This is a genomic window from Nocardioides sp. (genome assembly GCF_036503465.1).
GTDB lineage: Bacteria > Actinomycetota > Actinomycetes > Propionibacteriales > Nocardioidaceae > Nocardioides.
The window spans coordinates 1-22,188 of sequence record NZ_DASXWU010000017.1 but is presented as its reverse complement, the minus strand read 5'-3'; the positions used below and the strand labels follow the sequence as shown (position 1 = coordinate 22,188).

General features: G+C 70.3%; 22 protein-coding genes. 4 read left to right on the top strand and 18 right to left on the bottom strand.

What is annotated here, in order from left to right; genetic code table 11:
• Positions 1-1,254 (bottom strand): lysine 5,6-aminomutase subunit alpha TIM-barrel domain-containing protein (locus tag VGK78_RS02415; protein ID WP_331525696.1); only part of this gene is annotated, 1,254 nt, incomplete at its 3' end.
• A complete protein-coding gene (locus VGK78_RS02410; protein WP_331525694.1) occupies positions 1,254-2,345 on the bottom strand; it encodes an L-erythro-3,5-diaminohexanoate dehydrogenase in 1,092 nt (363 codons plus the stop codon). The genes VGK78_RS02415 and VGK78_RS02410, both read right to left, overlap by 1 nt.
• 170 nt (positions 2,346-2,515) lie before the next feature.
• Between VGK78_RS02410 and VGK78_RS02405 the strand changes: the two genes are divergently transcribed.
• Together VGK78_RS02405 and VGK78_RS02400 are read left to right on the top strand one after the other, a co-directional pair.
• Entirely contained in the window at positions 2,516-3,970 is a 1,455-nt protein-coding gene (locus tag VGK78_RS02405) for a lysine 2,3-aminomutase (protein ID WP_331525693.1), read from the top strand.
• A 217-nt stretch (positions 3,971-4,187) separates the two neighbouring features.
• Positions 4,188-5,135, top strand: a complete 948-nt coding sequence (locus VGK78_RS02400; RefSeq protein WP_331525692.1) for a hypothetical protein — start codon at positions 4,188-4,190, stop codon at positions 5,133-5,135.
• Positions 5,136-5,228: 93 nt separating this feature from the next.
• Here VGK78_RS02400 and VGK78_RS02395 read toward each other — a convergent pair whose 3' ends face one another.
• Positions 5,229-5,669, bottom strand: coding sequence for an Lrp/AsnC family transcriptional regulator (locus tag VGK78_RS02395; protein ID WP_331525691.1), 441 nt, complete (start codon positions 5,667-5,669; stop codon positions 5,229-5,231).
• Between the two features lie 49 nt (positions 5,670-5,718).
• Between VGK78_RS02395 and VGK78_RS02390 the strand changes: the two genes are divergently transcribed.
• Positions 5,719-6,645 carry a 5'-3' exonuclease gene (locus tag VGK78_RS02390; protein WP_331525690.1) on the top strand — a complete coding sequence of 309 codons (927 nt, stop codon included), beginning with the start codon at positions 5,719-5,721 and terminating at the stop codon, positions 6,643-6,645.
• 1 nt (position 6,646) lies between these two features.
• Here the strand turns inward: VGK78_RS02390 and VGK78_RS02385 are convergent, their stop codons facing one another.
• The 12 genes from VGK78_RS02385 to VGK78_RS02330 form a co-directional block, all read right to left on the bottom strand.
• A complete protein-coding gene (locus VGK78_RS02385) occupies positions 6,647-9,382 on the bottom strand; it encodes a DEAD/DEAH box helicase (RefSeq protein ID WP_331525688.1) in 2,736 nt (911 codons plus the stop codon).
• On the bottom strand, positions 9,379-10,254 hold the full coding sequence (locus VGK78_RS02380) for a diacylglycerol kinase (protein ID WP_331525687.1): 876 nt from the start codon (positions 10,252-10,254) through the stop codon (positions 9,379-9,381). The genes VGK78_RS02385 and VGK78_RS02380 overlap by 4 nt, the downstream gene beginning before the upstream one ends.
• A gap of 97 nt (positions 10,255-10,351) precedes the next feature.
• Positions 10,352-10,759 (bottom strand): hypothetical protein, encoded by a 408-nt coding sequence (locus tag VGK78_RS02375; RefSeq protein ID WP_331525686.1) that lies wholly within the window; start codon positions 10,757-10,759, stop codon positions 10,352-10,354.
• 28 nt (positions 10,760-10,787) lie between these two features.
• Positions 10,788-11,639: a twin-arginine translocase subunit TatC gene (gene tatC / locus VGK78_RS02370; RefSeq protein ID WP_331525685.1), complete on the bottom strand. Its 852-nt coding sequence runs from the start codon at positions 11,637-11,639 to the stop codon at positions 10,788-10,790.
• A gap of 28 nt (positions 11,640-11,667) precedes the next feature.
• Positions 11,668-11,958 (bottom strand): Sec-independent protein translocase subunit TatA, encoded by a 291-nt coding sequence (gene tatA, locus VGK78_RS02365; protein WP_331525684.1) that lies wholly within the window; start codon positions 11,956-11,958, stop codon positions 11,668-11,670.
• 41 nt (positions 11,959-11,999) lie between these two features.
• Positions 12,000-12,977 carry a WYL domain-containing protein gene (locus tag VGK78_RS02360; RefSeq protein ID WP_331525683.1) on the bottom strand — a complete coding sequence of 326 codons (978 nt, stop codon included), beginning with the start codon at positions 12,975-12,977 and terminating at the stop codon, positions 12,000-12,002.
• Complete coding sequence (locus VGK78_RS02355) at positions 12,974-13,954, bottom strand: helix-turn-helix transcriptional regulator (RefSeq protein WP_331525682.1); 981 nt, start codon at positions 13,952-13,954, stop codon at positions 12,974-12,976. The genes VGK78_RS02360 and VGK78_RS02355 overlap by 4 nt, the downstream gene beginning before the upstream one ends.
• A gap of 14 nt (positions 13,955-13,968) precedes the next feature.
• Positions 13,969-14,916 carry an FKBP-type peptidyl-prolyl cis-trans isomerase gene (locus tag VGK78_RS02350; protein WP_331525681.1) on the bottom strand — a complete coding sequence of 316 codons (948 nt, stop codon included), beginning with the start codon at positions 14,914-14,916 and terminating at the stop codon, positions 13,969-13,971.
• 111 nt (positions 14,917-15,027) lie between these two features.
• Positions 15,028-16,389, bottom strand: a complete 1,362-nt coding sequence (gene pafA / locus VGK78_RS02345; RefSeq protein ID WP_331525679.1) for a Pup--protein ligase — start codon at positions 16,387-16,389, stop codon at positions 15,028-15,030.
• A gap of 47 nt (positions 16,390-16,436) precedes the next feature.
• A complete protein-coding gene (gene prcA, locus VGK78_RS02340; RefSeq protein WP_331525678.1) occupies positions 16,437-17,234 on the bottom strand; it encodes a proteasome subunit alpha in 798 nt (265 codons plus the stop codon).
• 16 nt (positions 17,235-17,250) lie between these two features.
• Complete coding sequence (gene prcB / locus VGK78_RS02335; protein WP_331525698.1) at positions 17,251-18,051, bottom strand: proteasome subunit beta; 801 nt, start codon at positions 18,049-18,051, stop codon at positions 17,251-17,253.
• Positions 18,052-18,083: 32 nt separating this feature from the next.
• Positions 18,084-18,281, bottom strand: a complete 198-nt coding sequence (locus VGK78_RS02330; RefSeq protein WP_331525676.1) for a ubiquitin-like protein Pup — start codon at positions 18,279-18,281, stop codon at positions 18,084-18,086.
• A gap of 63 nt (positions 18,282-18,344) precedes the next feature.
• Here VGK78_RS02330 and VGK78_RS02325 point away from each other — a divergent pair, with 63 nt between their 5' ends.
• Complete coding sequence (locus tag VGK78_RS02325; protein ID WP_331525675.1) at positions 18,345-19,067, top strand: transporter substrate-binding domain-containing protein; 723 nt, start codon at positions 18,345-18,347, stop codon at positions 19,065-19,067.
• A gap of 38 nt (positions 19,068-19,105) precedes the next feature.
• Here VGK78_RS02325 and dop read toward each other — a convergent pair whose 3' ends face one another.
• The 3 genes from dop to VGK78_RS02310 form a co-directional block, all read right to left on the bottom strand.
• Complete coding sequence (gene dop / locus VGK78_RS02320) at positions 19,106-20,614, bottom strand: depupylase/deamidase Dop (protein WP_349257114.1); 1,509 nt, start codon at positions 20,612-20,614, stop codon at positions 19,106-19,108.
• An 87-nt stretch (positions 20,615-20,701) separates the two neighbouring features.
• Positions 20,702-21,469: a hypothetical protein gene (locus tag VGK78_RS02315; protein WP_331525674.1), complete on the bottom strand. Its 768-nt coding sequence runs from the start codon at positions 21,467-21,469 to the stop codon at positions 20,702-20,704.
• A 173-nt stretch (positions 21,470-21,642) separates the two neighbouring features.
• A partial coding sequence (locus VGK78_RS02310) for a hypothetical protein (protein WP_331525673.1) occupies positions 21,643-22,188 on the bottom strand: 546 nt, incomplete at its 5' end.

Below are 22,188 nucleotides of genomic sequence, written 5' to 3'. Positions count from 1 at the left end.
GGCCTCGGTCATCATGCCGACGAGGAGGATGCCCTGGCCGGTCATCGCCCCGACCAGGTTGAAGAACCCGTCGAGGAGGTAGCCGCGGAAGACGTCGCCGGTCATGTGCTTGGTCGGGGGCATCCACTTCAGCGGCGCGTCCGGGAACAGGTCTCGCGCGAGCATGGCGTGGGCCAGCTCGAGCCGGAACGAGTCCGGGATGTCCGGGTCGATCTCGAAGGCGTGGCCCAGGCCCAGCTGCCAGTCCTCGAGGCCGGCCTCCTTGGCGAAGTACTCGTTGAGGAGCTGGCTCGTGGTGACCGTGTGGGCCGCCTCGACCGCGTCGGCCGTGGTCAGGTAGTTGTCCTCGCCGGTGTTGATGATGATGCCGGCACGCGCGTGGACCTGACGGCTGAAGCGCTGGTCGACGAACGTGCGGATCGGGTTGATGTCGCGGAAGAGGATCCCGTACATCGAGTCGTTCAGCATCATGTCCAGCCGCTCGAGGCCGGCAAGGGTGGCGATCTCGGGCATGCAGAGGCCGCTGGCGTAGTTGGTGAGCCGGACGTAGCGGCCGAGCTCCCTCGACGTGTCGTCCAGGGCGGCCCGCATCAGTCGGAAGTTCTCCTGCGTGGCGTACGTGCCGGCGAAGCCCTCGCGCGTCGCGCCCTCCGGGACGAAGTCCAGCAGGCTCTGTCCGGTCGAGCGGATCACCGCGATGATGTCGGCACCCTCGCGCGCGGCCGCCTGTGCCTGCGGGATGTCCTCGTAGATGTCGCCGGTGGCGACGATCAGGTACACCCAAGGAGTGGCGGGCGCGTCGCCGATCCGCTTGATCAGCCGCTCGCGTTCCCGGCGGCGCGCGTCGATGCGCCTGATGCCGGTGCCGACCGCCTTGGCGGCTGCCGTGCTGGCCCGCTTCGCGTCCTGGCCCTCGGGCAGGCGGAACGTCACCGAGCCGGCGGAGGCCTTCTCGGCGAGCTCGCGCAGGTCGGCGCCCTCCGCGCGACGCAGGGCGTCCCACACGGGCAACGCCACGCCGTGCTCGAGACCGACGTCCGCCCGGACGACGTCGACGAGACGGTTCACCCACGGCGTGCCCTCGTGGTCGGCGCCTTCGAGTCCGGCGAGCCGCAGTGTCGCCCGCTCGACCGACACCGTCGTGTGCTGCTGGGCGAGCCGGACGATCGGGCGCCCGACCTTGCGTGCCAGCGACCGTGCCTGACGCACGGCCGCCGGGTCGAGGTCGAGCTTGCCCCTGGCGCGCCGGGCCATCACAGCCTCCGCTCGAAGAGCCGGCGCACGCCGTCGTGCGTGCGCAGGAGGTCCATCGCGTACGCCGCGTGGCCGGGCGTGTACCCGTTGCCGACCAGCATCGTCACGTCGGCCGCGACGCCTTCGGCACCCAGGGCCGCGGCCGAGAACGAGGTGGCCATCGAGAAGAAGATGACGGTGCCACGCTCGGCCGTGGCCAGGATCGCGCCGCCCTCGCACCCGGGAACGTCGACACAGACGACCGTGATGTCGGCTGGCCCGCCCGCCGCGGCGACCGCGTCGCGCAGCGCCACCGGGTCTCGGGCGTCGGCGATCACGACGTCGTCGGCGAGGCCCGCCTCCCGCAGGAGAGCGGCCTCCGTCTCGTGAGGCACCACGCCGATCGTGCGCGACGCCCCCTCCCGGCCGGCGGCGGCCAGGCTGAGCGACCCGGACTTGCCGGCGCCGCCGATGACTGCGACGACGGGCGCGTCGTACTGCCGGACCACGCGCGCGGTGAGGGCCGGCGCCCCGCACACGTCCATCACCGACAGGCTCAGCGCCGGCGGGAGGTCGTCGGGGATCCTCGCCGCGATGGAGCGGCCGAACAGGATGGCGTAGCCGTCGGTGGGCACGCGCTCGCTCGTGCCGTCCCAGCGCTCGAGCCGGTCCTCGATCACCAGCGGCGTCAGGCTCAGGGAGACCAGCGTGGCGATCCGGTCCCCCACTGCCAGCCCGAGCGGCGACTCCGGGCCGACCTCCTCGACGGTGCCGATCAGCATGCCGCCGGAGCCGGTGACCGGGTTCTGCATCTTGCCGCGGTCGGCGACGATCTCGAGGACTTCTCGGCGTACCGCGTCCCCGTCGTGCCGGCCGTCCACTGTGTGCTTGCTTTCCAGCTGGCGGAACGACGCGGCGTCCAGGTTGAGGGTCTCGATGCGCACCCGCACCTCGTCGGGCCAGATCTCGCGCCGCGTGTCGAGCCGTCGCGCCGCCTGGGGCAGAACGCGGCGACCGTCGGCGCCGCCGTCCAGCACCCGGTGGAGCCCGGTCGGGTCGCTCCTCTCGCCACCCCGGGGTCGGGAACCGGAATCGGTCACTGGCAGCGACATTTCGAGAGTTTCCTCCGCTCGATGGCGTGATGTGCGAAAGAATCTGCGGCGTGGCATTGGACTCGCCGCACGTTCTACGCCTACTCTGACAGAAGAGCGGCGGAAGCCACAACCGGCACGCCGTCGATCCGCACGCCGTCCGCCCGCCGTCGACGAAGGAGCACATCGCGATGAGCATCGAGACCTCGGTGGGTCTTGAGACCGGCCAGCCCTACCCGTACCGACGGGTGGAGCTGGTGGAGCCCGACTGGACCCGGTTCCCCGGCTGGAAGGACGTCACGGCCGAGGAGTGGGCCTCGGTGCAGTGGCAGCGCGCGCACTGCGTGAAGAACCTCAAGCAGCTGCGCGAGCTGATGGGCGACCTGGTCGACGAGTCGTTCTACGCCGACCTCGAGCGTGACCAGGCCGAGCGGGCGACGATGTCGATGCTGGTTCCGCCGCAGATGATGAACACGATGGCGCCGCGGGTCGAGCCCGCCGGCCCCGGCTCGCTGACCGAGGCCTTCTACGCCGACCCCGTGCGCCGCTACATGCTGCCGGTCCTCAGCGACCGTCGTACCGACTGGCCATCGCACCCTCACGCCACCCGCGACTCCCTGCACGAGCACGACATGTGGGTGGCAGAAGGGCTCACGCACCGGTACCCGACCAAGGTGCTGGCCGAGCTGCTGCCGACGTGCCCGCAGTACTGCGGCCACTGCACCCGGATGGACCTGGTCGGCAACTCCACGCCGCAGGTCGAGAAGCTGAAGCTGGTCGGCAAGCCGAACGACCGGCTCGGCGCGATGCTCGACTACCTGCGCCGTACGCCCCAGGTCCGCGATGTTGTGGTCTCCGGCGGCGACGTGGCCAACATGCCCTGGCCGCGGCTCGAGGCGTTCCTCACCGAGCTGCTGGAGATCGAGAACATCCGCGACGTCCGGCTGGCCACGAAGGCACTGATGGGCCTGCCCCAGCACTGGCTGCAGCCCGAGGTCGTCGAGGGGATGGGCCGGATCGGGTCGATCTCGCGCTCGCGCGGCGTCGCCGTGGCGATCCACACCCACGTCAACCACGCCAACTCGGTCACCCCGCTGGTCGCCGAGGCGGCCCGGACGATGCTCGACACCGGTATCCGTGACGTGCGCAACCAGGGCGTGATCCTGAACGGCGTCAACGCCGACCCGCACGCGCTGCTCGACCTGTGCTTCGCGCTGCTCGATGGTGCGCAGATCATGCCGTACTACTTCTACATGTGCGACATGATCCCGTTCTCGGAGCACTGGCGGGTCTCGGTCGCGGACGCCCAGCGGCTCCAGCACGCGATCATGGGCTACCTGCCCGGCTTCGCCACCCCGCGGATCGTCTGCGACGTCCCGTTCGTCGGGAAGCGCTGGGTGCACCAGCTGTCGGACTACGACACCACGCGGGGCATCTCGTACTGGACGAAGAACTACCGCACCTCGATCGAGGCGTCCGACCCCGAGGCCCTGACTCGTCTCTACGAGTACTACGACCCGATCCACACCCTCCCCGAGGAGGGTCGTGCGTGGTGGGCCGAGCACGGCAGGCTGGACGAGTCGGCCCTCAAGGCCGCCGAGGTCGCGGAGGCCTCCCGCCGTACCGCCGCCCTCCAGGCCCACTGAGGCGGCACGAGAATTCCCCGCCCGAGCGGGGAATTCTGCACTTGTTGGGGCAAATCTCCCCCTACAAGTGACAAGGTCGGCCCATAAGTCCCCGACTCGCCAAGTCCGGGTGCCCTCGAGCCGGTGAGTGTCCACAGGGACACCTGCCGCACGCTTCCTCCACATCCACGGCTGATTATGAGCCGGGACAGCCGAGAAGGCCGCATAGTCCCCGGCCATGGAAATCGATTGGGACTCGGACTGTGGCGTCCTCTTGCGCCGGGAGGCATTGGCACTGGGCTACGACGACCACACCATCTATCGGAACCTCCGTGCAGGGGTTTGGCACCGGATCCGGATGGGCGCGTACGTCGACGCCCGCATCTGGGAGGCCCAAGATGAGATCGGTCGTCATCGGCTGACCGCTCGTGCCGTGCTGAAGGCGGCCCATTCCTCGGCGGTCCTCACGCATGTGTCCTCAGTGCTGGAGCACGAGGCCGCGGTCTTCGACATGGACCTGTCTGAAGTTCACATCACGCGCACGGACGGGAAAGCCGGGCGGCGCGAGGCCGGCGTCGTCCACCATCATGGGGATCTTGACGTCGACGAGGTCGAGATCGTGCACGGGCTGCCGGTGTCATCGGCGGGCCGTAGCGCGATCGAGCTCACCACGATGACCGGAATGGAGTCGTCGCTGGTTTCTCTCAACTGGCTGCTACGTGTGGAGGCGGTCACGAAGTCCGACCTCGAGGCGCTCGTCGCCCGATTCCGTCACTGGCCCGGAAGCCTGCGAAGCGATCTGGTCGTGCGGCTCGCCGACGGTCGCTGTGGGTGGCCCGGCGAAGCGAGGACCGGCCACCTCCTCTGGAGTCAGCACATCCCGCCGGCCGAACCGCAGCACGAGATCCGTGATGCCAAGGGACATCTCATCGGCACAGTGGACTTTGCCTGGCCGGAGTTCGGTGTGTTCCTGGAGTTCGACGGAGCCATCAAGTACGAGCGGCTCCGAAAGGACGGTGAGACGGTCCAGGATGTCATCCGGAGGGAGAAGCGGAGGGAGGAGCAGATCTGCGCACTGACCGGGTGGGTATGCATCCGCATCACCTGGGACGACCTGGCCCGTCCGAACACCACGGCCCGCCGCATCCGGGCCCTGCTCGAAAGCCGCCGCCCCGTAGCCGGCTGACAGGACTTGCTGGCCCGCTTTCGCACTTGTCCGGCCAGATTTGGGCCAACAAGCGCAGAATTCCCCGCCTGAGCGGGGAATTCGCCGCACCGCCTACTCCGTCACCGTGCGGTTCTCGTACGGCGTGCTGAGGACGATGGTGGTGCGGGTGGACACGTTGGCCTCGGCGCGGATGCGGGCGAGGAGGTCCTCCAGTGCGTGGGGCGTCTCGACTCGCACCTTGAGGATGTAGGACTCCTCCCCCGCCACCGACCAGCAGGACTCGATGGCCCTGATGTCGCGGATGCGGTCGGGGTAGTCGTCGGGCTGACTGGGGTCGATCGGGGTGATCGAGACGAACGCCGTGAGGGCGAGGCCGAGCTCCTCGTGGTCGATCGAGGCGCCGTACCCCGTGATCAGCCCTCGCTTCTCGAGCCGCTTGACGCGCTGGTGCACCGCGGAGGTCGACAGGCCGGTCGCCTTGCCGAGGTCGGTGAAGGACATCCGGCCGTCGGCGGCCAGCAGCCGGACGATGGTGCGATCGGTGTCCTCCACGCCGACGACCCTAGCGTCCCGGCAGGTTGCCATGCGTAGGCTCACGCCCGTGGCGAGCGAACAGCGGCTGATGATCCTCGACTCCGCGTCGATGTACTTCCGCGCCTTCTTCGGCGTCCCCGAGGTGCTGGCACCGGACGGTACGCCGGTCAACGCGGTGCGGGGGTTCCTCGACTTCATCAGCCGGCTGGTCGGCGACTACCGCCCGAGCCACCTCGTCTGCGCGTGGGACAACGACTGGCGGCCGCAGTGGCGGGTCGACCTGATCCCGTCGTACAAGACCCACCGCGTCCTCCGGGCCGTCCCGGGACCCCGCCCCGACATCGAGGTGGTCCCCGACCCGCTGGAGGTCCAGGTGCCGATCATCCTGGAGGTGCTGGCCGCCGTCGGGCTCTGCGTCGTCGGTGCGGACGGCTACGAGGCGGACGACGTCATCGGCACCCTGGCCACCGGGGCACCGATGCCGGTCGACGTGGTGACCGGCGACCGGGACCTCTTCCAGCTCGTCGACGACGCGGGCGACGTGCGCGTCCTCTACATCGCGCGCGGCGTCGGCAACCACGAGCGGGTCACCGACGAGGTGGTGGTCGGGAAGTACCGGGTGCTGCCGAGCCAGTACGCCGACTTCGCCACCATGCGCGGGGACGCCTCCGACGGGCTCCCCGGTGTCGCCGGCATCGGCGAGAAGACGGCCGCGTCCCTGCTGCTGAAGTTCGGCGACCTCCGCGGCATCGTCGACGCCGCCGGCGATCCGGGCTCGGAGATGTCGCCCGGTCCGAGACGGCGGATCCTCGACGCCGCCGACTACCTCCTGGTCGCCCCGAAGGTGGTCGCCGTGGCTCGCGACATCGAGCTGCCGGCGTACGACGCGAGGCTGCCGAGCGCGCCCCGCGACCCCGAACGCCTCGCCGAGCTCGCCCAGCGCTACGGCCTCGACTCGCCCGTCAAGCGCATGAGGGCGGTCCTGGCCGGGTGAGTCAGTCCTCCATCGGGGCCACGGCCACGACGCCGCGGCGGATCCGGCGTACGACGTCACGGGCGTTCTCCCGGAGCGGCCCGCTCCCGGCGGCGTCGGCCACCTGGCCGGACAGGTCGATCAGCTGCTTGATCCACCGCACGAAGTCGCCCGCGGTCAGGTCGCTCTCGTCCAGCACCTCGCCGAGGTCGTCGCCCTCGGTCCACCGGTACGCCGCCCACGCGAGCCCGGCGTCCGGTCGACGGAGGAAATCGAGCCGGTGCGCCCGCTCGACCTCCGAGAGCTCGCGCCAGAGCCGCTCCAGGTCGTCGATGGCGCGGTGGATGTCGCCGCCGGGCACCCGGGGGGACACGACGTCCTCGGGCCGCCTCGCCTCGTAGACCAGCGTCGAGAGAGCGGCGGCCAGCCCCGAGGGCCCCAGGTCGTCGAGCACCCGGAGCCGCAGCGCCTCGGCCACCACGAGGTCGAGCTCGGAGTAGATCCGGCGCAGCGGTCGGCCCAGGTCGGTGACGTCGTCGTCGGCCAGGTAGCCGAGCGTCTCCAGCACGTCGCAGACCCGGTCGAACTGGCGCGCCACGGTGTTCGTCCGTTGCTCCACCCGCCGTTGCAGCGTCCGGGCGTCCCGGTCGAGCTTGAACCACCGCTCCGCCCACCGCGCGTGGTCCTCCCGGTCGGGGCAGGCGTGGCAGGGGTGCTCTCGCAGCTGACGGCGCAGCTCCTCGATCTCCCGCTCCTCCCGGGAGCGGGGTACGTCGCCCCGTTCCCGGCTCGGGGGCGGTGGCGCGAGGTCGTGGGTCGCGTTACGCAGGGTCGAGGCGAGGTCGCGCCGCATCTGGGGGTTGCGAGGGTTGAACTGGCGCGGGATCCGCAGTCGGCTCAGCGCGGTCACCGGGGTCGGGAAGTCGACGACGCTGAGACGCCTGGCCTGTCGCTCGGCCGTCAGGACCTGCGGACGCGGGCCGTCCGGAGAAGTGCCGCGGTCGAGGACGACGGCGTACCCCGCGAACTTGCCGCCCGGCACCTCGATCACGTCGCCTCGGTGCAGCTGGTCGAGCGAGGCGATCACCTCGTCGCGCCGGCCGGCCCGCCGTGCCCGCGCGGCGTTCTTCTCCAGCTCGCTGACGCGCTGACGGAGTGCCGCGTACTCCATGAAGTCGCCGCGGTCGCAGGTCGCTGCCTCGGCGTACCCCTGGAGGGCGTCCTCGCTCTTCGAGAGCTGCCGGGCGAGGCCGACCACGGCCTTGTCCGCCTGGAACTGCGCGAACGACATCTCCAGCAGTTCCCGTGCCCGCGCCCGTCCGACCTGGTGCACGAGGTTGACCGCCATGTTGTACGACGGGCGGAAGCTCGACCGGAGCGGGTAGGTGCGGGTGGAGGCCAGACCCGCGACCTCGCTCGGGTTGATCCCGGGCTGCCACATCACGACGGCGTGCCCCTCGACGTCGAGTCCGCGACGGCCGGCGCGACCGGTGAGCTGGGTGTACTCCCCCGGGGTGATGTCGGCGTGGGTCTCGCCGTTCCACTTGGAGAGCTTCTCCAGCACGACCGTGCGGGCTGGCATATTGATGCCGAGGGCCAGCGTCTCGGTGGCGAAGACGGCCTTGCAGAGCCCGCGCTGGAACAGCTGCTCCACGACCTGCTTGAACGCCGGGAGCATGCCGGCATGGTGGGCGGCGATGCCGCGGGTGAGTCCGTCCAGGAAGTCGTGGTAGCCGAGCACGGACCGGTCCTCTTCGGGCAGGTCGGCGCACTCGGCCTCGACGAACGCGAAGATCTCGTCACGCTCCTCGGGCGTCGTCAGCCGGATGCCGGACCTCAGGCACTGCTCGACCGCGGCGTCGCAGCCGACCCGGCTGAAGATGAACACGATCGCCGGGAGGAGCCCGGCGCCGTCGAGCCGGTCGAGCACCTCCACCCGGCTCGGGATCCAGACGCGGCGACCGTTCCCGACCGGTCGCCGGCCTCCGCGCTGCGGCCGGCTCCTCGGCGTACGCCGGTCGCGGGTGCGGGTGCTCGCCCAGTCGTCGCGGGCGATCCGCAGCAGCTCCGCGTTGACCGGTGCGCCCTCCTTGACGAACCCCGCGGCCGCGTCGACGTCGGAGGTGGCGAAGAGATCGAGCATCCGGCGGCCGACCAGCACGTGCTGGTAGAGCGGCACGGGCCGACGCTCCTCGACGATCGTCACCGTGTCGCCGCGGACCGTCTCCAGCCACTCGCCGAACTCCTCGGCGTTGGACACGGTCGCGGACAGGGAGACCAGCGCAACCGAGTCGGGGAGGTGGATGATGACCTCCTCCCAGACGGCGCCCCGGGAGCGGTCGGCGAGGTAGTGGACCTCGTCCATCACCACGAAGCCGAGCCCGCTCAGGGTGTGGGACCCGGCGTACAGCATGTTCCGGAGGACCTCGGTGGTCATCACCACGACCGGTGCCTCGCCGTTGATGGTGACGTCGCCCGTGAGCAGGCCGACGCGTGCGGCGCCGTACCGGTTCACCAGGTCGTGGTACTTCTGGTTCGACAGCGCCTTGATCGGCGTCGTGTAGAAGGCCTTGCGTCCGGTCTCGAGCGCGAGGTGTACGGCGAACTCGCCGACGACCGTCTTGCCGGACCCCGTGGGCGCGGCGACCAGGACCCCCTTGCCCTCCTCGACGACGTGGCAGGCCTCGACCTGGAACGCGTCCAGGCCGAACTCGTACAGCCCCGCGAACGCCTCGGAGACGGGGTGCGTGGTGCTCATGCAAGAACCGTAAGCGCGCCGGATGCGCACTCGACGGTCAGGGGCAGCGGCCCGAAGCGCTCACCGTCGGCGTACGACACGATGCCGGGTGCGGCGATGGTGACCGAGCGGACCAGGTGGTGCTCGTACTGGGGGTGGTGGACGTGGGTGCCCCGGAACAGCTTGGGGTAGGTGCGGACCAGGTCGGGCTTCGAGATCGGCTTGATGATCACCACGTCGAGCAAGCCGTCGTCGAGCACCGCACCCTCGGTGATCCGCAGGCCGCCTCCGAAGGACGGGCCGTTCCCGACCGCGACGAGCATCGCCTCGAGCTCCACCTGCCGGTCGTCCAGCTGGAGTGTGTAGGGCAGCGGCTCGAAGACGCGGAGCTCGGCGAGGGTCGCGATGTTGTAGCGCATCTGACCTCGGGGCCAGGTCATCCGGTTTGCCCGCTCGTTGACGATGGCGTCGAAGCCCGCGGCCAGGACGGTCACGAAGTACTGCGACCCGCTCCGGGCCAGGTCCACGGTGCGAGTCCGGCCGGCGATCACCCGGTCGACGGCGACATCGGTGTCCTTGCGCGGCAGGTCGAAGTAGCGGGCGACGTCGTTGCCGGTGCCGGCCGGGACGATGCCGAGCGGTGTGCCGGTCGCCGCGACGGCCTGGACCGCGAGATGGACCATGCCGTCCCCGCCGCAGACGACGAGCGCGTCGACCCCCTCGGCGACACATTGCCGGGCCAGGTCGAGCGACTCCCCCGCGTCGCGCCCCTGCAGGTCGCGGACGCTCAGCCCGGCGGCCCGCAGCCGCAGCAGGGCCCGCTCCCGCACCTTCCGCGCCCTGCCCTTGCCCGCGGTGGGGTTGGTCAGGAGGGCGATCTCCCCGCTCGGCACGCGCGCAGACTACCTGCGCGGGTACGTGTTGTTCGGAGCAGTGCTGTGGCGATCAGTCCCTCGCGCCGCGGTCGGCGCCCAGCCGCAGCCGGTCGCCCTAGGGGCCGACGCGGAGGCGTACGGCGTACGAGCCCGGGCGGGCGCCGACGGCCCGGGCGAGACGGCCCAGGGCCTCGAGAGCGGTGTCGGTGTCGATCCGGGAGCCGGGGACGACGAGCAGCACCCGGGGCCCGTCGGCGGCCACCAGCACCTCGCCGTGCCGCCACACCTGGTGGGTGCGGACGCGTACGGCGTCGGTCGTCACCGGCTCGGGGTAGGCGTCGTCGACGGCCAGCAGGTCGCACGGGACGGCCTCCCGCCCCGCCGCGGTCAGGGAGCCGGCGACGCGGTGGCCGGTGGCCAGGCCGCGCTCGGCCTCCCAGGTGACCTCGCACTCCCCCAGCCACTCGGGCAGGTCGAAGGGGTCCGCCTCGTCGTACGACGGAGGCTGGTGCGGCGGGTTCACAGTACGGTCACCGGGCGTCGGCGGGCGGTCAGATCGGTGAGATCTCGTCGTCCGACCACTGGTCCGTGCGGTGGGCGCCACGCCCTCTGACCCGGTCGGACACGCGGGCGATGATCTCCGAGACCAGGAAGAGGATCAGCATCGGGACGGCCAGCATCAGCATCGAGAACGGGTCGGTCGAGGGAGTCGCCACGGCCGCGAACACCATCGTGCCGATGACGATCCACGGTCGGTGCTTGGCCAGGGCACGACCGCTGATGATGCCGGCGAAGTTCAGGAGCACCACGAACAGCGGGATCTCCATGGCGACGCCGAAGATCAGCAGCATCCGCATCTCGAACGAGAAGTACCGGCCGAAGTCCACCAGGTTGGTGACCCCGTGGGGGACGAAGGAGATCAGCACCGTCAGGCCCTTGGGGAGCACGTAGTAGCCCAGGGCGACCCCGCCCAGGAACAACGGCCCGGCCACGGCGGCGAACATCCGGGAGTACTTCTTCTCGTTGGCGTGGAGCCCCGGGAGGATGAACGCCCAGATCTGGTAGAGCCAGTAGGGGCTGGCCGCGATCAGCGCGACGACCCCGCACAGCTTGAACTGCAGCAGGATGCCGCCGGTGGCGTCGTTGATCACCGGCTCGGTCTTGATCGGGGGATCGTGGTTGGCCAAGGCCGTGCGGGCCTCGTTGTAGGGGTGCTGCACCAGCTCCAGGAGCTGGCTGTAGAACACGATCGCGACGAAGAAGAGGATCACCAGGACCAGCGCGGAGCGGATCAGGCGTGCGCGAAGCTCTCGGAAGTGGTCCGAGAGCGCCATCCGGCCATCGGGGCCGACCGGGTTGCGCGGCTTTCCGCGCAGGACATCGACGACACCGACGATGGACACGGGACCCGGCGCTCTCGCTCAGGTGCCGTCAGGCCGTGTCGTCGCGACGCGCGGCCTCGCGCTCGGCGGCCTGCTTGGCCTCGAAGGCCTCCCGCTCGGAGGCCTGCCGGGCCTCGAGCTCACCCGGCGCAGCCGCCTTGCCGTCGGTGGCGTCGTCGTCGTCGTTCAGGCCCTTGGTCTCGGCCTTGAAGATACGCAGGGCCCGGCCGCTTCCGCGGGCGAGCTCGGGAAGCTTGGAGGCGCCGAACACCAGAACGACGATCACCAGGATGATGAGCAGCTCTGGTGTACCGAGGTCACCGATCAGCAGGGATGACATGACGTGTGGTCCTGACGTGAGGCTTCGATTGCGTGGTCAGTCTAGCCCGCGGGGTGGTCGTAGAGGGCCAAAGCCCGGCGGATCGCGTCCGCCGCGCCCTCGCCGAAGTGGGCGGGCTCCAGCACCTCGGCGTACGGCGTGAGCCGGAGCAGCAACCGCTGCAGCCAGCGTTCGTCGCCGACCAGCAGGTCCACCTCCGAGCCACCCTCGGGGCCCGGGCGCACCTCCTCCACGGCGTAGTACTCCTCGACCCACCTGGCCTCCGGACGCAGGCGCAGGGTGACCAGGGTGGCCTCGTCGCCGCCGAAGACCCCGTCGGAGAGGTCCCGTGGCGCGGTCGGCTCGGTGGTGACCTCCGAGTCGAGCACCCTCGCCTCGTGGACCCGGTCGAGCCGGAACAGCCGCGGCGCGTCAGCGCTGTGGCAGTAGGCGTCGAGATAGGCGACGCCGTGGTGCGAGACGACCGCGTGGGGATCGACGACCCGCTCCGACTCCTCGTCGCGGGCCGGCACGTAGTACGTGAGCCGCACCTGCCGGCGCCGGCGTACGGCGTCCTCCAGCTCCGCCCGGAGCGCGAGCGTCGCCGGGACGTCGTCACCGGGGTCGACCAGCGGGGTGCCGCCCGCGGCGGCGGCCTCGAGCTTGGCCAGGGCTCGGTCCACCACGTCGCGGGTGTCGGGCTCGGCTCCGGCCCGGAGAGCGCGCAGCGCGACGATGATCGCACTCGCCTCGGTCGGGGTGAGCCGCAACGGCCGTGCCAGGTAGTCGGCGTTGGAGACCCGGATCACCCCCTCGCCCTCGAGGGCGTCGAGGTCGACGTCGATCAGGTCGTCCGGGTAGCCGCCGGGCAGTCCGCACAGGAACAGCACCCGCAGGTCCTGCTCCAGCTGGTCCGCCGGTACGCCGATGACCTTGGCCGCCTCGTCCAGCGACACCTGGTCGCGCGCGTGCAGGTAGGGAACCAGCCGCAGCAGTCGGCTCACCTGGTCGCGGGCCGCCCCGGCGGTCGCGGCGCTCATGGCCGGCCCCCGACCGTGGCCCGGAGCCGCGCCACGACCTCGGCGCGCACTCCCGCGGGGCTCTCGACGTACAGGTCGGGGCCGAGGGCCAGCAGCTCGTCGGCCTGCGCCCGGCGTAGCCGGAGCCGGTCCCACGGGGTCTGCTCGTCGGGACCCGGTACGTCGGGCTCGATGCTGCTCGCCTGCCGGCGCAGGACCGCGCCCGCACCCGGACGCACCAGCACGACGACCTCCTCGGGAGGCGTCACCGGCTCGATCCGGCGGGCGGCCTCGCGGACGTCGGTGCCCGGCGGGACGACGAAGGATCCGGACGGGCCCGACAGCTTCGCCTTGCCCACGACCCGGGAGAGTCGGAACACCCGTTCCTCCCCGCGATCGGTGTCCAGGCCGACGACGTACCACCGGCCGGAGAAGCGGACGACACCCCAGGGCTCGAGGTGTCGGGTGAGGGGCTGGTCGTACCCGGGTCTGCGGTAGTCGAAGGTCACCGGCCGGCGCGCGAGCGTCGCCTCCCAGAACACGTCGAACGACGGCTCGTCGGCGCTGAGCCGCGGCTGGGCGATCTCCAGGGCGTCGAGGTCGAGCTCGAGACCGGCGGCGGTGAGCTTGCGGACGGCGTCGGTGGTGGCCTCCGCGAGACGGGCGTGCTCCCACACGCGGGTCGCCAGGGCGACAACGGAGGCCTCGTCGGACTCGAGGCTGATCTCGGGCAGCGCGAACTGGTCCGCTCGGATCCGGTAGCCGGGCTCGTCGTCGAAGTAGGCGTTCATCTGCCCGACCTCGATCGGCACGCCCAGGCTGCGCAGCTCCTCCTTGTCGCGCTCGAAGGACTTCTCGAAGGCGTCGGCCGACGGCGCGTCGGCGTACAGGATCTCGCGGATGCGGTTCTTCGAGACGTAGTGCCGCTGGACCAGGAGCATGATCAGCAGATTGAGCAGTCGTTCGGTCTTCGACGTGCTCGGGCTCCGCGAGGGCATGCCGCTCATCCTGGTCAGGCGACCCCGAGGATGTCGACCACGAAGTACAGCGTGTCGGTGCCCTTGATGCCGGCGCTGGGTGAGCCCTGCTTGCCGTAGCCGTCCTTCGGCGGGATCGCCAGGATCACCCGGCTGCCGACCTTCTGGCCGACCAACGTCTTGTCCCAGCCTGGGATCACCTGGCCGGTGCCGATCCCGAAGGTCGCGGGCTCCTTGCTGTAGCTCTCGTCGAACGGCTTCTTGCCGGCGTACACCTCGCCGAGGTAGTTCACGGTGATCGACTGGCCCTTCTTCACCGTCGGGCCGGCGCCCTGGATCAGCACCCCCGACCGGAGCTTGCCGTTGGGCTTGGGCGTCTTCGCGAAGTCCAGACCGGTCACCGAGTCGCCCTTGGTGGCCAGCTTCGGCGCCCACGACGGAGCCGGCTCGGTCTTGCCCTGGGGGCCCTTCAGGGGCGGCTTGGGCTTGCTGAGGAGGTCGATCACGACCAGCAGCGGGTCCTTGTTGCCGATCCCGAGCTGGGCGTTGCCGCCCTCGCCGACCAGCTGGTCGGCCGGCGCCGTCACCACGATCCGGGACCCGACCGACGACCCCTTGATGGCGTCGGCGAACACCGGGCTCAGCTGGTCGTTGAGGGTCAGGACCTGCGCGCCGCCCTGGTCGTAGGTGCTGTAGGCCTCCTTCTTGCTGAAGCCGTTGCCGATCCAGATCTGGGCCGACACCTGGTCGCCGTCGTTGATCGTGGCGCCGTCGCCCTTGGTGAGGGTCGTGGTCTGGATCTTGTCCGCGGTCAGGTCACCCTTCCACTCGACCTGGGGCTTCTTCCCCACGTCGCCGGTGATCGACACGGCGGCCAGGGGGTCGCTGCTCGACGTAGAGGACGACGAGGAGCTGTTGCTGCCGCAGGCCGCCAGGGCCACCAGCAGGACGGGCAGCAGGAGCAGCGCGAGGCGTCGGGACACGGGATTCCACCTTCGACGGAGGTCGTCAGGGTCAGGTCTGGGGGGGACGAAGCCCGCCGATCACCCTAGCCGCCCCCCGGTCACCCACCGGAATCGCGGTGTCCCGGGTGGTCACATCCCGTCGATCAGGCGCTGCACGCGTTCGTCGTACGCCCGGAAGGGGTCCTTGCAGAGCACCGTTCGCTGGGCCTGGTCGTTGAGCTTGAGATGCACCCAGTCGACGGTGAAGTCGCGGCGACGCTCCTGGGCCTTGCGGATGAACTCGCCTCGCAGGCGGGCGCGGGTCGTCTGGGGTGGCACCGACTTCGCCTGGAAGATCTTCAGGTCCGAGGTCACCCGGCTGACCGCGCCGCGGCGCTCGAGCAGGTAGTACAGGCCGCGGTCGCGGCGGATGTCGTGGTAGGCGAGGTCGAGCTGGGCGATGCGAGGATGCCCGAGAGGCAGGCCGTGCGTCGCTCGGTAGCGGTCGATCAGCTTCCACTTGATCACCCAGTCGAGCTCACGGTCGACCAGGCCGAGGTCGTCGGACTCGACGGCCTTCAAGCCGCGCTCCCAGAGGTCGAGGGCCTGCTCGACCACTGGCGTCGAGATCTCACGGCGGTCCACGAAGTTGCGCGCCTTCGAGAGGTACTCGTGCTGGATGTCGAGGGCGCTGGCCTCGCGGCCGTTGGCGAGTCGGACCTTCCGCTGCCCCGTGACGTCGTGGCTGATCTCGCGGATGGCCCGGATCGGGTTGTCCATCGTCAGGTCACGCATCACCACGCCCTCCTCGATCATCCGGAGGACCAGGTCGCAGCTGGCGACCTTGAGCATCGTGGTCGTCTCGCTCATGTTGGAGTCGCCCACGATCACGTGAAGCCGGCGGAAACGCTCGGCGTCGGCGTGCGGCTCGTCGCGGGTGTTGATGATCGGCCGCGACCGGGTGGTGGCGCTGCTGACGCCCTCCCAGATGTGCTCGGCGCGCTGGCTCACGGCGTACGACGCCCCGCGCGCGGTCTGCGTCACCTTGCCGGCGCCGACGATGATCTGGCGGGTCACCAGGAACGGGATGAGGACGTCGGCCAGCCGGTTGAACTCTCCGGACCTGCTGACGAGGTAGTTCTCGTGGCAGCCGTAGGAGTTGCCCGCGGAGTCGGTGTTGTTCTTGAACAGGTAGATCTCGCCGGCGATGCCCTCGTCGTGCAGCCGCTGCTCGGCGTCCTTGAGCAGCCCCTCGAGCACCCGCTCCCCCGCCTTGTCGTGGGTGACCAGCTCGGCGACGTCGTCGCACTCGGGGGTGGCGTACTCGGGGTGGCTGCCCACGTCGAGGTAGAGTCGGGCGCCGTTGCGCAGGAAGACGTTGGAGCTGCGGCCCCAGCTGACGACCTTGCGGAACAGGTAGCGGGCCACCTCGTCGGGGCTGAGCCGACGCTGGCCCTTGAACGTGCACGTGACGCCGTACTCGTTCTCGATGCCGAAGATCCGCCGGTCCACGGGTTCAGCCTACGGGCATCCCGGGTCACCGGGGCCAGGCCGGGCGGTCAGCCTTGCCCCGGGGCGTCCGGCTGGGACGGAGTGTCGGGCGGGATGTCGGTGGGGTCGATCTCGGGGGCGGGCGTGGTGGGGCCTCGGTCGCCGAGCAGCGCCTCGAGCCGGGCCGGCATGAGGCGCAGGAACTTCCGCGGTTGGGAGCGGGTGCGGTCGAGGACGGCGACCTCGAGGTCACCGGCGGGGATGACCCGGTCGGCGGAGGAGCCGTTCTCGTCGGGCCCTCGTCCGAGCGCGGCCACGGCGACGTGGAGCGCGTCGGAGAGGTTCGCACTCTCGGTGTAGTGCTCGTGGAGGTACGCCGCGACCACCTCGTCGGCGCCGCCCATGACGGCGTACTGGTGCTCGTCGGTGACCTGGCCCTGGTAGGTGAGCCGGTAGATCTGGTCGTCCGGGGCGCTGTCGCCGATCTCGGCAACGAAGATCTCGACCTCGTACGGCTTCTCGCCGCCGCTGCTGAAGATCGTGCCGAGGGTCTGCGCGTAGGCGTTGGCCAGACCGCGGCCGGTGACGTCGCGCCGGTCGTAGGCGTAGCCGCGCATGTCGGCCAGTCGGACCCCGGCGATCCGGAGGTTCTCGAACTCGTTGTAACGCCCCACCGCGGCGAAGGCGATCCGGTCGTAGATCTCGCTCACCTTGTGCAGCGCCTGGGAGGGGTTCTCCGAGGCGAACAGGACCCCGTCGGCGTACTGGACGGCCACCACCGACCGCCCGCGCGCGATGCCCTTGCGCGCGAAGTCGGCCCGGTCCTTCATCAGCTGCTCGGGCGAGACGTAGAACGGCATGCTCATCGCGTGATCACTCCGCTCAGGTCAGGGCCGCGGCCGGGCCGTCGGGACGGTTCATGCGGCCGGCGATGACGGAGTCCGCGATGTCGGCGACCTCGGTCTCCGCGAGCCGGCGGCCGCCCTCGGCGGTGATCACCTGGACGACCGGGAAGATCCGGCGGGTCAGGTCCGGGCCACCGGTCGCAGAGTCGTCGTCGGCGGCGTCGTACAGCGCCTGCACGATCGCGGTCACGCACTCGCTCTCGGAGAGGTCCTCGCGGTACAGCTTCTTCAGGGAGCCACGGGCGAACAGCGACCCCGAGCCGACCGAGTGGAACGCGGTCTCCTCGTAGCGACCCCCGGTGACGTCGTAGCTGAAGATCCGCCCCTGGCTGCTGACGAGGTCGAAACCGGCGAACAGCGGCACCACGGCGAGGCCCTGCATCGCCATGCCGAGGTTGCCCCGGATGAGCCCGGCGAGGCGGTTGGCCTTGCCGTCCATCGACAGGGTCGTCCCCTCGATCTTCTCGTAGTGCTCGAGCTCGGTCTGGAACAGCCGCACCAGCTCCACCGCCAGCCCGGCGCTGCCGGCGATGCCGACGCAGGAGTACTCGTCGGCCGGGAAGACCTTCTCGATGTCGCGCTGGGCGATGATGTTGCCCATGGTGGCGCGGCGGTCACCGGCCATCACCACGCCGCCGGGGAACGTCGCCGCCACGATCGTCGTGCCATGGGGGGCCAGGTCGCCGGCGTGGCCCTGCGGGACCGTACGGCGTGCCGGCAGCAGCTCGGGCGACTGCCCGGCCAGGAAGTCGGCGAAGCTGGAGGTGCCGGGCACCATGAACGACGCCGGCAGACGGGAGTCGTCCACTCCTACTGGCCGCCCTTCTGGATGAACGACTTCACGAAGTCCTCGGCGTTGGTCTCGAGCACGTCGTCGATCTCGTCGAGGATCGCGTCGACGTCGTCGTCGAGCGCTTCCTTGCGCTCGGAGACATCGGTCTCGGGCGCGGCGTCGGTGACGTCCTCGGTCTCACCCGACTTCCGAGGCTGCTTCTGCTCCTGGGCCATGTCTTCACCCTAGTGCCCCGGGTGAGAGATTCCACGGCGCTTCGCGCACCTAGGCTCCGTGGTGTGAGCGACCGTTCCGCTGCCGTCCGGCGTGACCTGGCTCCGGAGGGAGTGCTCCGCGCCGCCATCAACCTGGGCAACCCCGTTCTCGCGACGGGGACGCCGGAGGAGCCGTCCGGAGTCACCGTCGACCTGGCCCGGGAGATCGCCTCCCGACTCGGTGTCGAGGCGCGGCTCCGCTGCTTCGACGCGGCTCGCAAGTCCTTCGAGGCGCTGCACACCGGCGTGGCCGACATCGGCTTCCTGGCGATCGAGCCCGAGCGCGAGGCCGACCTGGCGTTCACCGCGCCGTACGCCCTCATCGAAGGGGTGTACGTCGTGCCCGAGGCCACCGCGATCGCCGCACCCGACGAGGTCGACCGGCACGGGATCCGGGTGGGGGTCAAGCGCGGCTCCGCCTACGACCTCCATCTCACCCGCAACCTGGCCGCGGCGGAGGTGGTGCGGGGAGAGGAGGGCGTCGACGTGTTCGCGGATCAGCACCTCGAGGTGGGGGCCGGCATCCGGCAACCGACGACGACGTGGGCCGACGAGCACCCGGGACACCGGATCCTCGAGCCGGCCTTCATGCAGATCCGTCAGGCCGTGGCGACCACACGTGGGCGGGACGCGCTCACCATCGACTTCCTGCGTGACCTGGTCGAGGAGCTGAAGGCGAGCGGATTCGTGTCCGACGCCCTCACCCGGTCGGGTCGCATCGACGTCACCGTGGCCCCGCCGAGCTGACGACCAACGGTTGCCGGCTCGCACCGGACCCCGATGCGTCAGTGGGTCAGCGCGCGGAACAGATCCTCCGCGGTCGCGCACCGGTCGATCAGCTCGGCCACGTGCGCCTTCGAGCCGCGCAGCGGGTCGATCGTCGGGACGCGCTGCAGGGACTCACGGCCGGGGAGGTCGAAGATCACCGAGTCCCACGAGGCGGCCGCCACGGCGTCGGCGTACTTCTCCAGGCACCGGCCGCGGAAGTAGGCCCGGGTGTCGTCGGGCGGCTGGTGCATCGCACGCTCGACGGCGCCGTCGGTCAGCAGCCGCTCCATGCGGCCGAGCTGGACGAGCCGGTGGTAGAGGCCCTTGTCGGGACGCACGTCGCTGTACTGGTAGTCGATCAGCTGCAGCTTGGCGTTGTCCCAGCCGATGCCGTCGCGGTCGCGGTAGGAGTTGAGCAGCTTGAGCTTCGCCACCCAGTCGAGCTCGCGGGCGCACAGCATCGGGTCCTGCGCGAGACGGGTGAGCACCGACTCCCAGCGGTCGAGCACGTCGACGGTCTGCGCATCCGCGTCGGACCCCAGGCGGTCGTCGACGTACTTCCGGGCCAGCTCGAGGTACTCCCCCTGCAGCTGCAAGGCCGTCAGCCGCCGCCCGTCCTGGAGCGTCACCTGCTCCCGCAGCGTCGGGTCGTGCGACACCGCCCGCAACGCAGCCACCGGGCCGTCGATGGTGAGGTCGACGGTGATGAACCGGTCCTCGATCATCGCCAGCACCAGCGCCGTCGTCCCGACCTTGAGGTACGTCGACACCTCCGCCAGGTTGGCGTCGCCGATGATCACGTGCAGCCGCCGGTACTTCTCGGGGTCGGCGTGCGGCTCGTCGCGGGTGTTGATGATCGGCCGCTTGAGAGTGGTCTCCAGCCCGACCTCGACCTCGAAGTAGTCGGCCCGCTGGCTGACCTGGAAGCCGTGCTCGCGCCCGTCCTGGCCGATCCCCACGCGGCCCGAACCGCACACGACCTGACGACTGACGAAGAAGGGCGTGAGGTGACGCACGATGTCGCTGAACGGCGTGGTGCGCGACATCAGGTAGTTCTCGTGAGCGCCGTACGACGCCCCCGTGTTGTCGGTGTTGTTCTTGTACAGGTTGATCGGGGCGGCACCCGGCGTCTGGGCGGCCATCCGGGCGGCGTCGAGCATCACCTGCTCGCCCGCCTTGTCCCAGAGCACGACGTCCAGCGGCGTGGTCACCTCCGGCGTGGAGTACTCGGGGTGCGCGTGGTCGACGTAGAGGCGGGCGCCGTTGGTGAGGATGACGTTGGCCAGCCCGAGGTCCTCGTCGGTGAGCTGGCTCGGGTCGGCCAGCTGGCGGCTCAGGTCGAAGCCGCGCGCGTCACGCAGCGGCGACTCCTCCTCGAAGTCCCAGCGGGCACGGCGCGCCTTGATCGTGGCGCTGGCGTAGGCGTTGACGACCTGCGAGCAGGCCACCATCGGATTGGCATGCGGCTGCCCCTGCACCGAGATGCCGTACTCCACCTCGGTGCCCATCACCCGGCGTACCGTCACGCGCCGAGCCTACGCGCCGGCCAGGACAGGTGACGGTCCCGGCCGATGGGCGGCCGGGACCGTCGCTGCCTGTGTGGGATGCCGGCGTCAGTGAAGACCGTTGGCGATCCGCTGCTGCGCCGAGCGCGGGATCGGGATCGTCGTGCCGAGCGGCTTGTCGCCGACCGTGACCGGCTTGAAGGTGAAGGCGATCTGGTGCGCCTCGGTGAAGACCCCCGTGCTCGACGCTCTGAGCAGGCACCCGAGGGCGATGTTCGAGCCCGAGATCTTCTGGGCGGGGTTGGTGTAGTTGATGACGCCGAAGTCGAAGTCGCCCGTCTTGTTCCCGGTGAGCGCGTAGACCTTGCTGTAGTCGAGGGTCCCTCCGCCGAGCGCGGCGAGGAGGGCGGCCCGGTCGAGCGCCAGGCAGGTGATGCTGTCGGTGTCGCCGCTGGCTGCTCCCGTCTCCGTCGCGAGACCGGTCACGCTCACCTGGTAGGTGCCCTTCGGGATCTTGGCGTTGAAGACCTGGCCCGGAGAGGCGTTGGTGAAGGTCGAGCCGACCGATCCGATGCGGTAGCGCAGGACGCCGCCGAGCTGTCGGGCGGTCATCCCGCCGACCTTCTCGGCGTTGAGGTTCCTGACCAGCTTCGAGCTGTTGACGGTCAGCGGCGAGGAGTGCTTCGAGGAGTTGAGGCTCAGTGCCGGCCCGCGGCCGATGTTCTTCAGCGACGTGGTCCCGACCGCCTTGTTGGCGTGGCCGAGGATCAGTGGGTGGCCGTTCGCGGCGTACGCCGCCAGGTCGGCGCCGCCGACGAGCACAACAGCTGCTGCGAGCGTGGTGACGGTGGAGCGGAGCGAGGGGCGATGGAACATGGGTCCTCCGTGAAAGGTGCGGGTGTTCGATCAGTCTGGTGAGGCGACACCCCGGGCGGCATGACCCGATCGGGTCACTGGACACGACCCGAACCGGCCAGGTGGTTCGCCGCCGAGATCCCTCGGGCCCCGCCCCGGTCCGAGGCCGGGACGGGGCCATTGCACTGCCGATGTCAGCGAGGCAGGCGCAGGTGCGAGGTGGCCGACTTGGGCAGGACGACGGGCGAGCCCTGCGTCTGGTTCGCGACCGTCACCTTGTGGAACACGAAGGTCGGCGGCTGATAGGCCGTGATCGTGCCGGTGGTCCCGCTGAACTGGCAGCCGTAGAGCATGGCGCGCGGCTGGGTCAGGGTGATCGGGGCCGACGTGTAGTCGAGCACGGCTGCGTCCCAGTCGCTCCACTGGTGCCCCCCGAGCGCCCAGATACCGGAGATGTCCGGGCTCGACGGGTTGTCCAGCAGCTTGTGGTAATCGACTGCCAGGCACTGCCAGCTGTCGGTCGTCGAGGCACCCGACTGCACCAGGAGCCCACTCAGGGTGACCTGGTAGGTGCCCTTGGGGACGGTCACCTTGAACAGGTCGGACGCGCCGTTGGCGAAGGTTGTGCCGACGGCTCCCAGGTGCCAGCGGAGCAGCTTCGGGTTCAGCTGGGCGGCGGTCTGGCCACCGACCAGGTTGGCGTTGAGGTGCTTGACCATCTTCTTGCTGTTGACCACCAG

Coding starts and splice junctions, on each gene's coding strand:
- VGK78_RS02410 (WP_331525694.1), bottom strand. CDS start 2,345: ATGTCGCTGCCAGTGACCGATTCCGGTTCCCGACCCCGGGGTGGCGAG.
- VGK78_RS02405 (WP_331525693.1), top strand. CDS start 2,516: ATGAGCATCGAGACCTCGGTGGGTCTTGAGACCGGCCAGCCCTACCCG.
- VGK78_RS02400 (WP_331525692.1), top strand. CDS start 4,188: ATGGAAATCGATTGGGACTCGGACTGTGGCGTCCTCTTGCGCCGGGAG.
- VGK78_RS02385 (WP_331525688.1), bottom strand. CDS start 9,382: ATGAGCACCACGCACCCCGTCTCCGAGGCGTTCGCGGGGCTGTACGAG.
- tatA (WP_331525684.1), bottom strand. CDS start 11,958: ATGTCATCCCTGCTGATCGGTGACCTCGGTACACCAGAGCTGCTCATC.
- VGK78_RS02360 (WP_331525683.1), bottom strand. CDS start 12,977: ATGAGCGCCGCGACCGCCGGGGCGGCCCGCGACCAGGTGAGCCGACTG.
- VGK78_RS02355 (WP_331525682.1), bottom strand. CDS start 13,954: ATGCCCTCGCGGAGCCCGAGCACGTCGAAGACCGAACGACTGCTCAAT.
- prcA (WP_331525678.1), bottom strand. CDS start 17,234: ATGAGCATGCCGTTCTACGTCTCGCCCGAGCAGCTGATGAAGGACCGG.
- prcB (WP_331525698.1), bottom strand. CDS start 18,051: ATGGTGCCCGGCACCTCCAGCTTCGCCGACTTCCTGGCCGGGCAGTCG.
- VGK78_RS02330 (WP_331525676.1), bottom strand. CDS start 18,281: ATGGCCCAGGAGCAGAAGCAGCCTCGGAAGTCGGGTGAGACCGAGGAC.
- VGK78_RS02315 (WP_331525674.1), bottom strand. CDS start 21,469: ATGTTCCATCGCCCCTCGCTCCGCTCCACCGTCACCACGCTCGCAGCA.